General features: G+C 40.8%; 15 protein-coding genes. 6 read left to right on the top strand and 9 right to left on the bottom strand.

Translation table 11 applies throughout. The features are described from left to right. Window positions 1–309 (top strand): hypothetical protein (locus H5154_RS03915; protein ID WP_182717454.1); only part of this gene is annotated, 309 nt, incomplete at its 5' end. 516 nt (window positions 310–825) lie between these two features. Here H5154_RS03915 and pyrF read toward each other — a convergent pair. The 9 genes from pyrF to gyrA form a co-directional block, all read right to left on the bottom strand. Then, window positions 826–1530, bottom strand: coding sequence for an orotidine-5'-phosphate decarboxylase (pyrF, locus tag H5154_RS03910; protein WP_182717453.1), 705 nt, complete (start codon window positions 1528–1530; stop codon window positions 826–828). A gap of 49 nt (window positions 1531–1579) precedes the next feature. Continuing rightward, window positions 1580–2716, bottom strand: coding sequence for a lipopolysaccharide assembly protein LapB (gene lapB / locus H5154_RS03905; protein WP_145233226.1), 1137 nt, complete (start codon window positions 2714–2716; stop codon window positions 1580–1582). Between the two features lie 2 nt (window positions 2717–2718). Then, window positions 2719–3000 carry a lipopolysaccharide assembly protein LapA domain-containing protein gene (locus tag H5154_RS03900; protein ID WP_016707217.1) on the bottom strand — a complete coding sequence of 94 codons (282 nt, stop codon included), beginning with the start codon at window positions 2998–3000 and terminating at the stop codon, window positions 2719–2721. Between the two features lie 21 nt (window positions 3001–3021). Continuing rightward, the gene (gene ihfB, locus H5154_RS03895; protein WP_016707218.1) at window positions 3022–3309 is read right to left on the bottom strand and encodes an integration host factor subunit beta; all 288 of its coding nucleotides are present in this window, start codon (window positions 3307–3309) and stop codon (window positions 3022–3024) included. A gap of 62 nt (window positions 3310–3371) precedes the next feature. Continuing rightward, the gene (gene rpsA, locus H5154_RS03890; protein ID WP_029216020.1) at window positions 3372–5039 is read right to left on the bottom strand and encodes a 30S ribosomal protein S1; all 1668 of its coding nucleotides are present in this window, start codon (window positions 5037–5039) and stop codon (window positions 3372–3374) included. A gap of 93 nt (window positions 5040–5132) precedes the next feature. After that, window positions 5133–5843: a (d)CMP kinase gene (cmk, locus tag H5154_RS03885; RefSeq protein ID WP_149982486.1), complete on the bottom strand. Its 711-nt coding sequence runs from the start codon at window positions 5841–5843 to the stop codon at window positions 5133–5135. Window positions 5844–5950: 107 nt separating this feature from the next. Further along, complete coding sequence (gene aroA, locus H5154_RS03880) at window positions 5951–7228, bottom strand: 3-phosphoshikimate 1-carboxyvinyltransferase (RefSeq protein WP_182717452.1); 1278 nt, start codon at window positions 7226–7228, stop codon at window positions 5951–5953. Next, window positions 7228–8310 (bottom strand): 3-phosphoserine/phosphohydroxythreonine transaminase, encoded by a 1083-nt coding sequence (gene serC, locus H5154_RS03875; protein ID WP_182717451.1) that lies wholly within the window; start codon window positions 8308–8310, stop codon window positions 7228–7230. The genes aroA and serC overlap by 1 nt, the downstream gene beginning before the upstream one ends. Before the next feature lie 114 nt (window positions 8311–8424). Continuing rightward, entirely contained in the window at window positions 8425–11124 is a 2700-nt protein-coding gene (gene gyrA / locus H5154_RS03870) for a DNA topoisomerase (ATP-hydrolyzing) subunit A (RefSeq protein WP_182717450.1), read from the bottom strand. A 179-nt stretch (window positions 11125–11303) separates the two neighbouring features. On the opposite strand from gyrA, the gene ubiG reads away from it, so the two are divergent. From ubiG to yfaE, 5 genes are all read left to right on the top strand, one after another. Further along, complete coding sequence (gene ubiG, locus H5154_RS03865) at window positions 11304–12014, top strand: bifunctional 2-polyprenyl-6-hydroxyphenol methylase/3-demethylubiquinol 3-O-methyltransferase UbiG (protein WP_145233215.1); 711 nt, start codon at window positions 11304–11306, stop codon at window positions 12012–12014. After that, a complete protein-coding gene (locus H5154_RS03860; protein ID WP_149982490.1) occupies window positions 12014–12697 on the top strand; it encodes an HAD family hydrolase in 684 nt (227 codons plus the stop codon). Before ubiG ends, H5154_RS03860 begins: the two co-directional genes overlap by 1 nt. Window positions 12698–13098: 401 nt before the next feature. Further along, on the top strand, window positions 13099–15381 hold the full coding sequence (gene nrdA, locus H5154_RS03855; RefSeq protein ID WP_145233211.1) for a class 1a ribonucleoside-diphosphate reductase subunit alpha: 2283 nt from the start codon (window positions 13099–13101) through the stop codon (window positions 15379–15381). Between the two features lie 69 nt (window positions 15382–15450). Further along, window positions 15451–16581: a class Ia ribonucleoside-diphosphate reductase subunit beta gene (nrdB, locus tag H5154_RS03850; protein WP_145233209.1), complete on the top strand. Its 1131-nt coding sequence runs from the start codon at window positions 15451–15453 to the stop codon at window positions 16579–16581. Continuing rightward, window positions 16581–16853: a class I ribonucleotide reductase maintenance protein YfaE gene (gene yfaE, locus H5154_RS03845; RefSeq protein WP_145233207.1), complete on the top strand. Its 273-nt coding sequence runs from the start codon at window positions 16581–16583 to the stop codon at window positions 16851–16853. The genes nrdB and yfaE overlap by 1 nt, the downstream gene beginning before the upstream one ends. Window positions 16854–16857 lie beyond the last annotated feature (4 nt).

Below are 16857 nucleotides of genomic sequence, written 5' to 3'. Positions count from 1 at the left end.
CTTAATATATTTACTGGAAAAACGTTAGGCTGGGCAAAAGGTCAAACCCACAAAGCAATTTCAAGCCGTATCATCAACCAGTCTATACAATCTTTATCTGATCCGTCTCTTAAAAGCGCTTACCCTGAAAATAATGTATTTTTAAATGCTAAAGATGCAGTGGCTGCTTTACCCACACAGCTTACTTCGGTTGTTGGTGCAGGTTTCTCAGGTGGTATGTATTATTATGTTGGCCCGACTACTGGTAATACTAACTTCAATCAAAAATCAGTTTACCAAAAGGTTAATTGGCAGCAAGAAATTCAGTAAGCGCAGCTTGCGTATAATCGGGTAGCCGGAGGTCTCTAACCTCCAGCCCCCGCACCACCCATCATGCGCTTTTTATTAGCAGGTAGTGCAATGGGCGGTTCACCTCCCGTAATGAATATTGATCTAAAAACTGCGTACTTTGGTGCGGGCTATTGCGCCATTGCCATATAAACACTCCGTGGGTCTATCATCTGTATTACTCTTAAGCGCAGCGTCTCTTAACCTCTTTGTGAATAATTTACTAAGTTTTTTTTGCACAAAGAGAAGGGAATGAGAAGTAAATGAGGGGAAACTTAGCGCTTAGTATTGGCATGGTTAAACCACCAATAAAAATAAATTAAAATCGAGTTGTTCTACAGGCTCGTGCCGACCATCTGCAACTGCCAAATTCTAAATTCTAGCCTATTCATCGCCAACTTATTAAGTTTGTATACCTAGAAACAAAAAGAGCAAAGTAAATACTTTGCTCTTTGTTCTTTGTTCTTTGTATTAGTAATAGTTAAAAATAACGCTTGTTTATTTTATCGAGTCATTAATTTCTTTAAGAACCGCAACTGGGTCTGCGGCTTGTGTAATTGGACGGCCAACAACTAAATAATCGCTGCCATCTTCAATTGCTTGCTTTGGTGTCATGATACGTTTTTGATCTCCTGCATCACTTCCCGCAGGGCGAATACCTGGCGTCACCAATTTAAAATCGTTACCGAGTAGCGATTTTAATTGCTTGGCTTCTTGCGCTGAGCACACTACCCCGTCAAGGCCTGACTCTTTGGCAAGTTTTGCTAAATAAATAACCTGCTGTTCTGGGGTTTTATCAACACCTAAACGCTTAAGCTCTGTTTCATCCATGCTGGTTAAAACGGTTACGGCAATTAATAATGGCGCTTTATCACCAAATTGCTCAAGCGCTTGTTTGGCTTTAGTCATCATTTCAACACCGCCACTGGCGTGAACATTCACCATCCAAACACCCATTTTGGCAGCTGCGGTAACCGCTTTGGCAACTGTATTTGGAATATCATGAAACTTTAAATCTAAGAATACGTCAAAGCCAAGGTCAATTAATTCTTTTACAAAAGCAGGTCCAAAATAGGTAAACATTTCTTTGCCTACTTTTAAACGACATGTATCAGGCGATAATTGCTTTACAAAGTTTAAAGCGGTTTGCTGATCATCGTAATCGAGGGCGATAAGAATTTTTTTTGAATGTTCGAGAGACATAACTTTCCTAAAACTGATTGTAGAAGTAAGTGAATATTTTTATAGAAAACTAAAAACCGTCTAAACCACGGCTCGGTACTATGGTTTCCCAATGTTTGCACGAAGGACAAACCCAATAAATTGTATGACTGGTAAAGCCACAGTGTTGGCACTGAAAATCTGGCTTGGTCGCAATATAAGATGTGACCAGTTTATCTATTTGGTCTAGTACATCTTTAATATCATTATTTTGTTTTGCTAATAGCTGTAATAAAAAACTAAAGCCACGAATTGTCGGCTGACGTTTTAAACTATCAGTTAAAAATTTAATTGCTTGTTCGGTATGCCCTTGCTCAAGTAATGCTTGGCAATGTTTTATTTTTATTAGCACCCCACCCTTATCAAGTAGCTGCTGTAATAATTCATGAAATTGGTGGGTTAAGTTTAATTGCTCATAACTGTGAGCTAAATCATCTATAAACAAGGGGGCAAAAAAAGTGAAACTACAGATCAGCTCACGCCAATAATAAATTGCTTTTACGTAATCTTCTTTTGCAAATGCTGATTTACCTAATTCATATAATGGGCGGATCGCTTTATGATTTAGGCTAATGGCTTTGCGCATAATTTGCGGATCATTGCTAAGCAACGCAGCTTCACAATAAAAGTTAGCAATGGCTTTGAAATGTTGCGGCTTTGAAAATAAATCACTGTGTGCTTCAAACATATTGATACCCTTTTCCCATTCGCGTGTTTGCGAATATAGATTAAGTATCGGCTCTAATGCATCACTGTGGTTGGCTTTTACTAACCACACTAAATGTTCTTCGGCGCCATCAAGCAAACCCGCCATAATATAATCTTCAGCAAGTTCAAGGCGACTAGCAGCAGCTTGTTGTTCATTAAGGCTTGGGTGTTTGAGCAGTAATTCGTGGATTTTTATTGCACGATCTAATTCACCTCGGCGGCGAAACATCGTTGCTAATGTAGAATAATGTTCAACAGAGTCAGCGGCGACTTCAAGCAAGTTGATGAGGTGCTCAAGGCCTTGATCTTCCTCTCTGTCGAGTAAAAACTTTAAGCCTTTACTGTATTCAGATGTGATCTGACGATTAAGTTGATGAGCTTGGTTTTTAGCGCTATTTTTACCCATGATCCAGCCATAACCGGCCGCAACAGGTAAAAGTAAAAACAAAAGCTCAATCATAGTTAGGTGTCTTTATTAGCAACAAGCTTATTATTATCTTTTTCAGGCGCTAATTTTTTTTTCAAACGATAGTTTTGCCACTTTAATTGCGAAAACAATTTAAAGCTAATAAAACAACCAATTGCGACACCTAAAGCAAAGCAGATACTTATTATCATTGCGAGGGGTAAAGTATTGCTGGCAATAATATAATTTATTTGCACTAACTGTGGATTTTGCGAACCAAGTACAAATGCAAAAATTAAGCATATTGCTACCAGGATAATTTTTAATACCCTAAACAAGTAACTACTCCAACTAAATAACTAGGCAATGCTCGCGTTTACGCGATCTCGTAACTCTTTGCCTGGTTTAAAATGTGGTACGTGCTTACCTTCTAACTCAACCGTGTCGCCAGTCTTTGGATTACGACCTGTGCGAGGTGAACGAAAGTGTAATGAGAAACTACCAAAGCCACGGATTTCAATACGATCTGAGCTTGATAATGAGCCGGCCATTTGTTCAAGAATTTCTTTAACAGCATTCTCAACATCTTTCACAGGTACATGCGCGTGTTGCTCGGCTAATTGTTCTATCAATTCTGACTTAGTCATAACGTTTCCTTAAAAAGAGATAAAGGAAGGGCAACACTGCCCTTCCAATTAAGACTGATTAATTAGTCTTTTTGTGCATTTGCGAATGCAGCTGCCATTGCGTTTTCGAACACTGGCTCTTCTTTCTTAAGCTTTTCTAGTACTTCTTTCTCTTCTGCTTCGAAAAGAGCTTTAACTGAAAGGCTTAAAGTGCGGTTCTTACGATCAACACCAACATATTTCACTTCAATTTCGTCGCCTACAGAAACAACAGTAGTTGCATCTTCAACGCGCTCTTGAGCGATATCAGCTACACGGATGTAACCTTCAACGCCTTCGATAAGTTCAACAGTTGCGCCTTTCGCATCAACTTCTGTCACTTTACCTTTAACAATAGCACCTTTTTTGTTTGCATCAAGGTAGTTATTGAATGGGTCAGCTTCGATTTGCTTAACACCTAGAGAGATACGTTCACGCTCTGGGTCAACTTGCAATACGATAGCAGTGATTTCGTCGCCTTTCTTGAATTCACGTACAGCGTCTTCGCCAGGTGTATTCCAAGAAATGTCTGAAAGGTGTACAAGACCGTCAATACCACCGTCAAGACCGATAAAGATACCGAAGTCAGTGATTGATTTGATCTTACCAGTAACTTGATCGCCTTTGTTTTGAAGACGAGCAAATTCTTGCCAAGGATTAGCAATACATTGCTTAAGACCAAGTGAAATACGACGACGTTCTTCGTCGATTTCAAGAACCATAACTTCAACAGTGTCGCCTAAGCTAACAACTTTAGAAGGATGGATGTTCTTGTTAGTCCAATCCATTTCAGAAACGTGTACTAGACCTTCAACGCCTTCTTCGATTTCTACGAAGCAACCGTAATCTGTAAGGTTAGTTACACGACCAGAAAGTTTAGAACCTTCTGGGTAACGACCTGCGATAGCTGCCCATGGATCTTCACCAAGCTGTTTAAGGCCTAGAGATACACGAGTTTTATCTTTGTCGAATTTAAGAACTTTAACTGCGATTTCGTCGCCAACATTAACGATTTCTGAAGGGTGCTTAACACGCTTCCACGCCATATCAGTAATGTGTAGTAGACCATCAACACCACCAAGGTCAACGAATGCACCGTAGTCAGTAAGGTTCTTAACGATACCTTTAACTTCTTGACCTTCAACAAGGTTAGCAAGAAGCTCTTCACGTTCTTGTGAGTTTTCAGATTCGATAACTGCACGACGTGAAACTACAACGTTGTTACGTTTTTGATCAAGCTTGATTACTTTAAATTCAAGCTCTTTGCCTTCAAGGTGAGTTGTGTCACGTACTGGACGAACATCAACAAGTGAACCAGGTAGGAAAGCACGGATTGAATCAACTTCAACAGTGAAACCGCCTTTAACTTTACCGTTGATAACACCAGTAACAGTCTCTTGCTCTTCACATGCTTTCTCAAGACGGATCCACGCTTCGTGACGCTTCGCTTTCTCACGAGAAAGGATAGTTTCACCGAAACCGTCTTCAATTGCATCTAGTGCAACATCTACTTCGTCGCCAACAGCAACTTCTAGTTCACCAGCAGCATTTTTGAACTGCTCTGCAGGGATAGCACTTTCTGATTTAAGACCAGCATCTACAAGTACAATGTTGTTCTCGATAGAGATAACTGTACCTTTAACGATAGAGCCTTGCTCTGCTTCAAAACCCTTTAAGCTTTCTTCAAATAACTGCGCAAAATTTTCTGACATACGAATATACGTCTCATATATTATTACCAATAAGCAACCATGCTGCATGGGGTTGTTAAAATAGCACTGGCATCCTGCTGGCGCATAAATAGTTTATCGTCGTTTTGGAAGTTTACCTTCGACAATCGCTGCATCTAATAAAGTCATAACCTTATCAAACACTTGCTGTGCATTAAGCTCGCTAGTATCGAGTTCAATAGCATCGTCAGCTGGTACAAGCGGCGCAACAGCACGATTCATATCGCGGTCATCACGTGCTTGAATATCTTCTAATAGACCACTAAGTGTAACATCAAGACCGCGTTCATTCAACTCAACAAAACGTCGGCGCGCGCGTTCTTCTGCACTAGCGGTTAAATAAATTTTTAATGGAGCATCTTGGAACACCACAGTGCCCATATCGCGGCCATCGGCTATTAGCCCATTTTCAGTTCGAAATGCACGTTGGCGCCGTAATAATGCTTCTCTAACGCGCGGTAAGGCTGCTACTTTTGAAGCGGCAGCTCCTACTTCTTCATTTCGAATTGTTGTTGATACATCTTCACCTTCCAGAATAACCTTTCCAGCGTTAGTTTGACTATCAACTAAAAACTGCACATCTAAGTTAGCAGCTAAAGGCACCAATGCCTCTTCGTTGTCTAGTGCAATTTGGTGATGAAGTGCTGCTAGTGCTAATACGCGATAAATCGCGCCACTATCCAGTACATCCCACCCTAATTTATCGGCTAACAAGCGACAAACAGTTCCTTTACCTGAACCACTTGGGCCATCAACGGTGATCACGGGCATTAATAACGCCTGCATTTAAACCTCCTGCAATGCACACCAAAATAAAACTGCGACATTATACGTTACTTAATTAAATATATCCGCTTTTTGTATGTAACTTTTTATATTTCAACTTTAGTCATTTATTGACTAACCGATGCTAGTACATTGAAAAATGTTGGAAATGTCTTGTATGTACACTTAGGATCATTGATAGTTATTGGCTTGCCGCCTACCGCTACCATGGCAAAACACATCGCAATACGGTGGTCGTCATAGGTATCAATCGCCACATCGTTAAAGTGTTTTGGCGGTGTTATTTCGATGAAATCTTCACCTTCAATAACCTCTGCGCCCACTTTACGCAGCTCTGTCGCCATTGCATGTAAGCGATCAGTTTCTTTTACGCGCCAGTTATAGATATTACGAATAGCGGTTGGACCATCTGCAAATAACGCCACTGTCGCAAGGGTCATCGCCGCATCAGGAATAGCATTGGCATCGATATCAACACCTTTTAATTCGCCTTTACGTACCACTAAGCGCTCGTCATACCAATCTATTTTAGCACCGACCTGCTCCATCACTTTTGCAAAGCCGATATCGCCTTGCACAGATTTTGCACCTACACCTTTGATCTCGATTTCACCACCGGCAATTGCCGCCGCAGCGACAAAGTAAGATGCACTTGATGCATCCCCTTCAACCATAATACGCTCAACAGCTTGGTATTGCTGCGCACCTTTTACAGTAAAGGTTTTATAGTTATCGTGAGTTACCGATATGCCAAAGCGAGCCATTACATCTAAGGTAATATCAATATACGGTTTAGATACCAACGTCCCCTTAATTGTAATGCACGTATCGCCATTAAATAACGGCGCTGCCATTAATAATGCGGTAAGAAATTGGCTCGAAATACTGCCATCAATTGCAACGTTGCCGCCATTAATTTGCCCACCAACAATTTTAAGTGGCGGATAGTCTTTATTTTTTAAATAACTAACATCCCCACCGAGCGCTTGTAATGCATCAACTAGGTGACCAATTGGACGTTCCTCCATACGTGGCTCGCCAATTAGTTCATAGTTTCCCTTCACAGCGGCTAAAACCGCAGTCAGTGGGCGATACGCAGTGCCTGCATTACCTAAAAACAATGGCTCAGCTGGAGTCAAAAACTGCCCGCCAACACCTTTTACAGTGGCTACAGTTTTATCATCATTAAGACTGACATCAACGCCCAATAATTTTAATGCACCAAGCATATGACGAATATCATCACTGTCTAATAAGTTTTCTACAACCGTTGTGCCTTGCGCAAGTGCCGCTAACAATAAAATACGATTTGATAAACTTTTTGAGCCAGGTAAGGTAACACTGCCATTTACTAGATTGATTGGCTCTAAGCGTAACTGCTCCATTAACTGTGCTCCTTGGCAAATTTCGCCATAAAGTCAACTAACGCTTGTACACCGGCAAGTGGCATGGCGTTGTAAATACTCGCACGCATACCGCCAACAATACGGTGACCTTCAAGTGCAAGTAAGCCAGCTTCTTTTGCTTGGGCTAAAAACTGTGCATTTAAGCTTTCATCATTGAGCCAAAAAGGCACATTCATACGTGAACGACAATGCTTAGCAACCTTATTACTATAAAACGGTGATTCATCAATAAAGCCGTACAGCAGTTCGGCTTTTGCTATATTTTGCTGTTCCATGGCTTTAACACCACCATTTTTCTCAAGCCAGTCAAATACTTCTGCCGCTAAATACCAAGCAAACGTAGGTGGCGTGTTATACATGCTGCCTTGTTTTACTTCGAGTGCGTAATCAAATATACCTGGCTTTGCAACCCCTTCACGCTCAAGCAACGTTTTACGAATGATCACAATGGCAAGGCCTGATGGACCAATATTCTTTTGTGCACCAGCGTAAATTAAATCAAACTGATCAACATCAAACTCACGCGATAAAATAGTTGATGACATGTCTGCAACGATCGGCGCTGTTGGGTGACTTGGTACATCAAACACTTCAATGCCATCAATGGTTTCATTTGGACAATAGTGGATGTATGAAGGATCGGCTGGAAATTGCCACTCACTAACTGGTTTGATAGAAAATTGCTCATTTGTGTCATTACGGACATCAAGCTCAGTGACGGTAGTGAATTTGACCGCTTCGTCAACCGCACCTTTAGACCACACACCATTTTCACAATATACGGCGTCTTTACCTGCTTGGTGCAGGTTCAGTGGCACTGCAGCAAATTGGCCTCGACCACCGCCATGCATAAACAGCACTTCAAATTCATCGCTGATATTCATTAACCGGCGTAAGCTTGCTTCACATTGTGCCGTTAATGCTAAAAATTCTTTACTACGGTGACTGATCTCCATCACCGATACACCTAAATCTTGCCAATCAAGAAATTCTTTTTGTGCTTTTTCCATCACAGCTGGCGGCAACATTGCAGGCCCAGCACAAAAATTATATATACTCATTACCTTTCCTCATTCCAGTAATTTAACAATTGTTTTTAATTGCTAATTTTAACAATTAATTTTTTTGATTTTTATAGTAAAAAAAAGCGGCCGAAGCCGCTTTAATGATTAATGTTATGCCTCTGGAGGATTATCCCCAGCGTCATCATTAACAGTGTCGACTAGTTCAACGCTTTCACCTTCGATAATAGCGTTAAGCTCATCGATTTCGATCTCTTCGATACGTTGTAAACCAACTACTTGCTCTTCGTCAATAGTTCTTATCAAAATAACACCTTGGGTATTTCGCCCAACGGTAGAAACCTCATTAACACGAGTTCGCACCAGAGTACCTCGATTAGAGATAATCATGATTTCATCGTTATCGTCAACTTGTACAGCACCAACTACAGCACCGTTACGCTCACTTACTTTGATTGATACCACACCTTGAGTCGCACGACTCTTAGCAGGGTAGTCACTGAGCAATGTACGCTTACCGTAGCCGTTTTCTGTCACGGTTAAGATAGCACCATTCGTCTTAGGTACAATTAATGATACAACACGTTGGCCTTCAGGCATCTTAATACCACGAACACCTGTAGCAGTTCGGCCCATCTGACGAACACCCTTAAACTTGATTTCCGGGTTACCGTTTTCACCAAGTACTGGGTTGCCATTTTCATCTAAAACAGGTGATTCTTCAGCTTCTTTAAAGCGAACAACTTTACCAGCATCAGTAAACAACATGATTTCGTTGCTACCATCAGTGATATCGACACCAATCAAGCTATCACCGTCGTTTAAGTTAACGGCAATAATACCGCTAGCACGTTGACGGCTATACGCAGTCAATGGTGTTTTCTTCACGGTACCAAATGCAGTTGCCATAAAGATGTATTTATTTTCTTCATACTCACGTACTGGCAAGATAGCCGTAATACGTTCGTCGGCTTCAAGCGGCAATAAGTTTACAATTGGCTTACCACGGGCTGCACGACTGGCAAGTGGTAATTGATACACTTTAAGCCAATATAAGCGACCTGCCGTTGAGAAACAAAGAATCGTGTCGTGAGTATTAGCAACTAGTAGACGTTCAATGAAATCTTCATCTTTCATCTTGGTTGCTGATTTACCTTTACCACCACGGCGCTGTGCTTCGTAATCAGACAATGGCTGATACTTCACATACCCTTCGTGAGATAGGGTTACTACCACGTCTTCTTCAGTGATCAAGTCTTCAAGACTAATATCATGAGCCGCTGCATTAATTTCAGTACGACGTTCGTCGCCGTATTGCTCTTTAATTTCAACTAACTCATCGCGGATAACTTCCATTAAACGCTCAGGATTAGCAAGAATATATAAAAGCTCGGCAATTAAATCTAATAACGTTTGGTATTCGCTTAGAATCTTTTCATGTTCAAGACCTGTAAGCTTGTGTAAGCGTAAATCTAGAATTGCTTGGGCTTGTTGCTCAGAAATATAATACTGACCATCACGAATGCCTAAGTCATCCGCTAACCAATCTGGACGGGCAACATTTGCTTCACCAGCTTTTTCAAGCATGGCTTTTACATTACCTAATTCCCACGGGCGGCTAGCAAGTGCTACTTTAGCTTCAGCTGGCGTTGGTGAGTTACGAATAAGCTCGATAATTGGGTCAATGTTAGCAAGTGCAATTGCTAAGCCTTCAAGCATGTGTGCACGATCGCGGGCTTTACGTAGGTCAAATACCGTACGACGGGTCACTACTTCACGGCGGTGAATGATGAATTCTTCAAGCATTTCTTTTAAGTTGAAACACTTAGGCTGGTTATTGATCAACGCAACCATGTTCATACCAAACACAGTTTGTAACTGAGTTTGTGCATAAAGGTTGTTTAAGATCACTTCGCCTACGTCACCACGTTTGATCTCGATAACGATACGCATACCGTCTTTATCTGATTCATCACGTAATGCACTAATGCCTTCAATCTTCTTATCTTTAACAAGCTCAGCAATCTTTTCGATTAAGCGGGCTTTATTTACTTGATAAGGGATCTCGTGAACGATGATCGTTTCACGATGGGTTTTTTCGTCAACTTCAATTTCCGCACGTGCACGCATGTACACTTTGCCACGGCCAGTTAAATAGGCTTGTTCAATGCCTTTTTTACCGTTGATAATTGCCGCAGTTGGAAAATCTGGGCCCGGAATATAATCCATTAGTTCATGAATGGTTAATTCAGGGTTTTGAATAAGTGCTAAACAGCCATTCACAACTTCAGTTAAGTTATGAGGAGGAATGTTCGTCGCCATACCTACCGCAATACCCGATGAACCGTTCACTAATAAGTTAGGCACTTTGGTCGGTAATACGTCAGGAATTTGCTCTGTACCATCATAGTTAGGTACAAAATCAACAGTCTCTTTTTCAAGATCAGCCAAAAGCTCATGAGACATTTTCGCCATACGGACTTCGGTATAACGCATTGCTGCTGCTGAGTCACCATCAACTGAACCAAAGTTACCTTGGCCGTCAACTAACATATAACGTAAAGAGAATGGCTGGGCCATACGTACGATTGTGTCATACACCGCACTGTCGCCATGGGGATGGTATTTACCAATTACATCACCAACCACACGGGCTGATTTTTTGTAAGGCTTATTCCAATCATTATTAAGCTCGTTCATAGCAAACAAAACGCGGCGGTGAACAGGTTTTAAACCATCACGTACGTCTGGTAGTGCTCGTCCTACTATTACGCTCATTGCGTAATCTAAATAGGAGTTTTTTAACTCGTCTTCAATATTGACTGGCAGAATTTCATTGGCGAAATCAGTCATTTGATATCACATTCCTTCAGTATTGACCCACGAAAGTGCCACATATGGGCGCTTGCGGGGATTTAGTTATTATTACCAAGTCATGCTACCACAATTTATTTAGATTTACAGGCGCTAAATCTTTGCGATTTATTAATTTACCCCTATATAATGGCCTGAGATTGACGAGGAAGTTTTTTATGACCGAACATCAGAATGTAGATAGTGCAGAAATTGCAAAGTTTGAAGCCATCGCTGAGCGTTGGTGGGATCGTGAAGGCGAATTTAAACCCCTTCATGAAATTAATCCATTAAGATTAGATTTTATTGCCGACAAGGCCAAAGGCTTATTCGACAAAGAAACACTCGATGTCGGCTGTGGTGGCGGTATATTGAGTGAAAGTATGGCGCGAATGGGCGCACATGTGACTGGTATTGATATGGGTCAAGAGCCGTTAACCGTTGCGAAACTACACAGTTTAGAAACCGGTGTAAACGTTGACTATATAAAAATACCTGCCGAACAGTATGCCAGCGAACACCCTGCCCGCTTTGATACTATTACTTGTATGGAAATGTTAGAGCATGTGCCAGACCCTGCATCTATCATTCATGCAGTAGCAGAATTAGCGAAACCTGGTGCCGATGTATTTTTCTCCACATTAAACAAAACCCCAAAAGCATATTTGTACGCAATTATTGGGGCGGAAAAATTATTGAAGATGGTGCCTGATGGAACCCATGATCATAAAAAGTTTATCAAACCAGCACAACTCATTGCATGGGCAGAACAAGCGGGCCTCAAAGTACGTGCTAGTGCGGGATTGAGTTATAACCCTTTATCAAAGCAGTACAGCTTAAATACCGATGTAAGCGTTAATTATATTCTGCATTTTGAGAAACTAGCGTAATGGCTGGTTTTAACACAGCAACCCCCGCAATTGATTACGACGCCTTTATTTTTGATTTAGACGGTACATTACTCGATACCGCAGATGATTTAGGGGCTGCGCTAAATTACGTACTCGCTGATCATAACCAACCATCAGTAACCGCTGATATATATCGCCCTGCAGCTTCTAACGGTGCAATGGCGCTGCTTGCAGCTGGATTTGGTCAGCAATGGCACGATCACCCAAATCAAGCTGACTTACGCCAGCAGCTATTAACTGCCTACGCAGATAATATTGCCACCCATAGTCAATGCTTTACTGGAATTGCACAATTATTGATCGCACTTGATCAACAACAGATCAAATGGGGGATCATGACTAATAAACCTGAGTTTTTGACTATTCCATTAGTTGCTGCAATTGCTGAACTCAAAGATGCACAAGCAATTGTCAGTGGTGACACCCTCGATATCGCTAAACCATCTCCTTTACCTTTACTGCATACAGCCCAACTGTTAGATGTTGATCCGAGTCGTTGTTTGTATATCGGTGATGCGCAGCGTGACATAATTGCAGCCAAGGCTGCAAACATGCATAGCGCTGCTGCGTTGTGGGGCTACATCCCTAGTGAAGCTGAAGCATTGAGTTGGCAAGCCGATTTTAATTGGCAGTCACCTATTGATGCATTTAACCATATATAGTGCCATGTTAAATTTTAACCACTACATATTGTGATCGTGTTACTTTTTGCACATTGTTTGTTGATAAAAAAAGCAGCCAAAATTTATTTTTAAAATGCGTAAATTTAATCGATCATCAGTTGATTTTTATAAATTTCATTTTAATCAGATGGTCAAAGGTTAATGGCTACTAACACAAGCATGTTATCCCAACGTTATCCACAATTAGGGGCGTTTATGCCCCTTGCAAATGATCGCATACCACACTATCTTGTGATCTAGAATTTGATGAACACCAGATGTTGTGGCTAAATGTTATTCAATTAAATTCGCGCTAATACAGTTTTATTGCAATAAAAAATTTATTTTAAGAAAAATGTGTCACTAAAAAATATTATATCCCAAGGAATACAGGCAAAACTATGAACCAACAGCTATCTGTAAGCAAACGTGACGGCCGTAAAGAGTCACTTGATTTAGATAAGATCCATCGCGTTATTGCTTGGGCCGCCGAAGGTCTAAATAATGTGTCTGTCTCACAAGTTGAGCTGAAATCGCACATCCAGTTTTATGATGGTATTCGTACTGAAGACATCCATGAAACCATCATCAAAGCGGCCGCTGATCAGATCTCTAAAGAGTCGCCTGATTATCAATATTTATCAGCCCGCTTAGCTGTATTCCATTTGCGTAAAAAAGCCTATGGTCAATTTGAGCCACCGCGCTTGTATGATCATATCGTTAAGTTAGTTGAAGATAAGCGTTACGATGCACACTTACTAGCTGACTACACAGAGCAAGAAATTGATCAACTGGATGAATACCTTGATCATGGACGTGATTTAAACTTCAGCTATGCTGCTGTTAAACAGCTTGAAGGTAAATATTTAGTACAAAACCGTGTTACGGGTGAAATTTATGAAAGCGCACAGTTTTTATATATTTTAGTTGCGGCCAGTTTGTTCTCTGATTACCCAAAAGAAACGCGTTTAGACTACATAAAGCGTTTTTACGATGCGGTGTCATTGTTCAAAATTTCATTACCTACGCCTATTATGGCGGGAGTTCGTACCCCTACGCGTCAATTCAGTTCATGTGTACTGATTGAATGCGGTGACAGCCTAGATTCAATTAATGCAACCTCATCAGCGATTGTAAAATACGTATCGCAACGTGCAGGTATTGGTATTAATGCTGGTCGTATTCGCGCACTAGGTAGCCCTATTCGCAATGGTGAAGCATACCACACTGGTTGTATCCCGTTTTATAAGCACTTTCAAACGGCCGTTAAAAGTTGTTCGCAAGGTGGTGTCCGTGGTGGCGCAGCAACCCTGTTCTATCCACTTTGGCATCTAGAAGTTGAAAACTTATTAGTGCTTAAAAACAACCGTGGTGTTGATGATAACCGCGTTCGTCACTTAGATTACGGTGTACAGTTTAATAAACTAATGTACTCACGTTTGATCAAAGATGATTACATCACATTATTCAGCCCGTCTGATGTGCCTGGTTTATATGATGCATTTTTTGAAGATCAAGATGAATTTGATCGTCTTTACGTACAATATGAACAAGACGAGTCAATTCGTAAAAAACGTATTAAAGCGATTGAGCTGTTTTCAATGTTTGCACAAGAGCGTGCTAGCACTGGCCGCATCTATTTACAAAACGTTGACCACTGTAATACACACAGCCCGTTCATCGCTAAAGTGGCACCAATTCGCCAATCTAACTTATGTTTAGAAATTGCATTACCAACAAAACCACTTAACAATGTTAATGATGAAGAAGGTGAAATTGCACTGTGTACGCTGTCGGCCTTTAACTTAGGTGCGATTGAGTCACTGGATGAACTTGAAGAGCTTGCAGAACTTGCGGTACGTGCACTTGATAACTTACTGGATTTCCAAGACTACCCGGTGCCAGCAGCACATAATGCAACGATGGGCCGTCGTACACTCGGAATAGGCGTAATCAACTACGCATATTACCTTGCTAAAAATGGCAAACGTTATTCTGATGGCAGTGCCAATGCATTGACTCACAAAACATTTGAAGCAATTCAGTATTACCTGATGAAAGCCTCAAATGAACTGGCTAAAGAACGTGGTGCATGTCCTAAATTTAACGAAACAACGTATTCGCAAGGTATTATGCCAACCGATACGTACAAACGTGATTTGGATAAAATTTGTGATGAACCATTGCATTTAGATTGGGATACATTACGTGCCAATATTAAAGAGCATGGTATGCGTAACTCAACGTTATCTGCGTTGATGCCATCTGAGACATCGTCGCAAATTTCAAATGCAACTAATGGTATTGAACCACCACGTGGTCATATCAGTGTTAAAGCCAGTAAAGATGGTATTTTAAAACAAGTTGTACCTGAGTATGAACGCCTTAAAAATAATTATGAATTATTGTGGGATATCCCATCAAATAAAGGTTATTTAGAATTAGTGGGTATTATGCAAAAGTTTGTTGACCAAACAATCTCTGCCAATACTAACTACGATCCAAATAAGTTTGAAGGTGGTAAAGTACCAATGAAGGTCTTATTACAAGATTTACTGGGTGCTTACAAACTTGGCGTTAAAACCCTTTACTACCATAACACCCGTGATGGTGCATCTGATATGCAAGAAGATACACCAGAAGTGGAAGATGATGATTGTGCAGGCGGTGCGTGTAAAATCTAATCGGTAATAAATATAAATTGGAAGCGGGCTATACGCCCGCTTTGCCCTGTTCGTTTTTTGAGTGATCTTATGTCTTATACTACTTTTAGCCGAAACCATAATAACCAATTACAAGAACCGATGTTTTTCGGCCAAACCGTTAACGTATCGCGTTATGATCAACAGAAGTACCCTATTTTCGAAAAGCTAATTGAAAAACAACTATCGTTTTTTTGGCGTCCTGAAGAAGTCGATGTAAGTAAAGATCGGTTAGATTTTCAGGCTTTACCTGATCACGAAAAACATATCTTTTTAAGTAACTTAAAATATCAAACATTGCTTGATAGTGTGCAAGGTCGCTCGCCTAATGTTGCGTTACTGCCAATTGTGTCGATCCCAGAACTTGAGACCTGGATTGAAACATGGGCATTTAGTGAAACAATCCATAGCCGTTCATATACACATATTATTCGTAACGTTACCCAAGCCCCTGAGCTTATTTTTGATGATATTGTTAGTAACGAAAAGATCAGTGAACGTGCTGATGCCGTAACTAAATATTACGATGAATTAATTAATAAAGTGGCTGTGTATAACTTATACGGTGAAGGTAAACATGAACTTAATGGCGAAACAGTTCATATCAGTTTATTTGAACTTAAAAAGCTTTTATACCTTGCAATGATGTCAGTGAATATCTTAGAAGCGATCCGTTTTTATGTCAGCTTTGCCTGTTCATTTGCGTTTGCAGAGCGAGAATTAATGGAAGGTAACGCTAAAATTATTAAGCTGATCGCCCGTGATGAAGCGCTTCATCTTTCTGGTACTCAGCATATTTTGAATATTATGCAAGATGGTAAAGACGATCCTGAAATGGCTATCGTAGCAGCCCAGTGTCGTGATGAAGCGATCAAGATGTTTGTTGATGCTGCTGAACAAGAAAAAGAATGGGCTGAATACCTGTTTAAAGATGGTTCAATGATTGGCTTAAACAAAGATATTTTATGCCAATACGTTGAGTACATTACTAATGCTCGTATGACTGCAGTTGGTTTACCAACACAGTTTAAAACCAGCAGTAACCCTATCCCATGGATCAATTCATGGTTAGTGTCAGACAATGTACAAGTTGCTCCACAAGAAGCGGAGATCAGCTCATACCTTGTAGGCCAAATTGACTCTCAAGTTAATGCCTCTGATTTCGGTGACTTCGATCTCTAATGACCAGCAACAAAACTGCAAAGATCCACTTTGCAGATAATAGCCAGTGTGTAGATTTTGACACTGGCTGTCATTCCCTTTTAGACTGCCTAGAACAACAGCAATATGAAATTCCTTTTCAGTGTAGAGAAGGATATTGTGGTGCCTGTAGAGCAACCCTAGTAGCAGGGCAAGTCACCTATAACGAAGAACCACTCGCCTTTGTACGTGATGGAGAAGTACTGCTGTGCTGCTGTAAACCCGATGGCAATATCACTCTCAATTTGAAGTAATTTG

Origin of the sequence: Pseudoalteromonas sp. SR44-5, assembly GCF_014163675.1 — a bacterium.
GTDB lineage: Bacteria > Pseudomonadota > Gammaproteobacteria > Enterobacterales > Alteromonadaceae > Pseudoalteromonas > Pseudoalteromonas rhizosphaerae.
This window is presented reverse-complemented; position numbering and strand designations above follow the sequence as displayed.

Excerpts from the sequence above, each read along its gene's own strand:
- nrdB (WP_145233209.1), top strand. The coding sequence starts at position 15,451 with ATGTCTTATACTACTTTTAGCCGAAACCATAATAACCAATTACAAGAA.
- ihfB (WP_016707218.1), bottom strand. The coding sequence starts at position 3,309 with ATGACTAAGTCAGAATTGATAGAACAATTAGCCGAGCAACACGCGCAT.
- lapB (WP_145233226.1), bottom strand. The coding sequence starts at position 2,716 with ATGATTGAGCTTTTGTTTTTACTTTTACCTGTTGCGGCCGGTTATGGC.
- pyrF (WP_182717453.1), bottom strand. The coding sequence starts at position 1,530 with ATGTCTCTCGAACATTCAAAAAAAATTCTTATCGCCCTCGATTACGAT.
- nrdA (WP_145233211.1), top strand. The coding sequence starts at position 13,099 with ATGAACCAACAGCTATCTGTAAGCAAACGTGACGGCCGTAAAGAGTCA.
- rpsA (WP_029216020.1), bottom strand. The coding sequence starts at position 5,039 with ATGTCAGAAAATTTTGCGCAGTTATTTGAAGAAAGCTTAAAGGGTTTT.
- aroA (WP_182717452.1), bottom strand. The coding sequence starts at position 7,228 with ATGGAGCAGTTACGCTTAGAGCCAATCAATCTAGTAAATGGCAGTGTT.
- ubiG (WP_145233215.1), top strand. The coding sequence starts at position 11,304 with ATGACCGAACATCAGAATGTAGATAGTGCAGAAATTGCAAAGTTTGAA.
- cmk (WP_149982486.1), bottom strand. The coding sequence starts at position 5,843 with ATGCAGGCGTTATTAATGCCCGTGATCACCGTTGATGGCCCAAGTGGT.
- yfaE (WP_145233207.1), top strand. The coding sequence starts at position 16,581 with ATGACCAGCAACAAAACTGCAAAGATCCACTTTGCAGATAATAGCCAG.
- serC (WP_182717451.1), bottom strand. The coding sequence starts at position 8,310 with ATGAGTATATATAATTTTTGTGCTGGGCCTGCAATGTTGCCGCCAGCT.
- H5154_RS03860 (WP_149982490.1), top strand. The coding sequence starts at position 12,014 with ATGGCTGGTTTTAACACAGCAACCCCCGCAATTGATTACGACGCCTTT.
- gyrA (WP_182717450.1), bottom strand. The coding sequence starts at position 11,124 with ATGACTGATTTCGCCAATGAAATTCTGCCAGTCAATATTGAAGACGAG.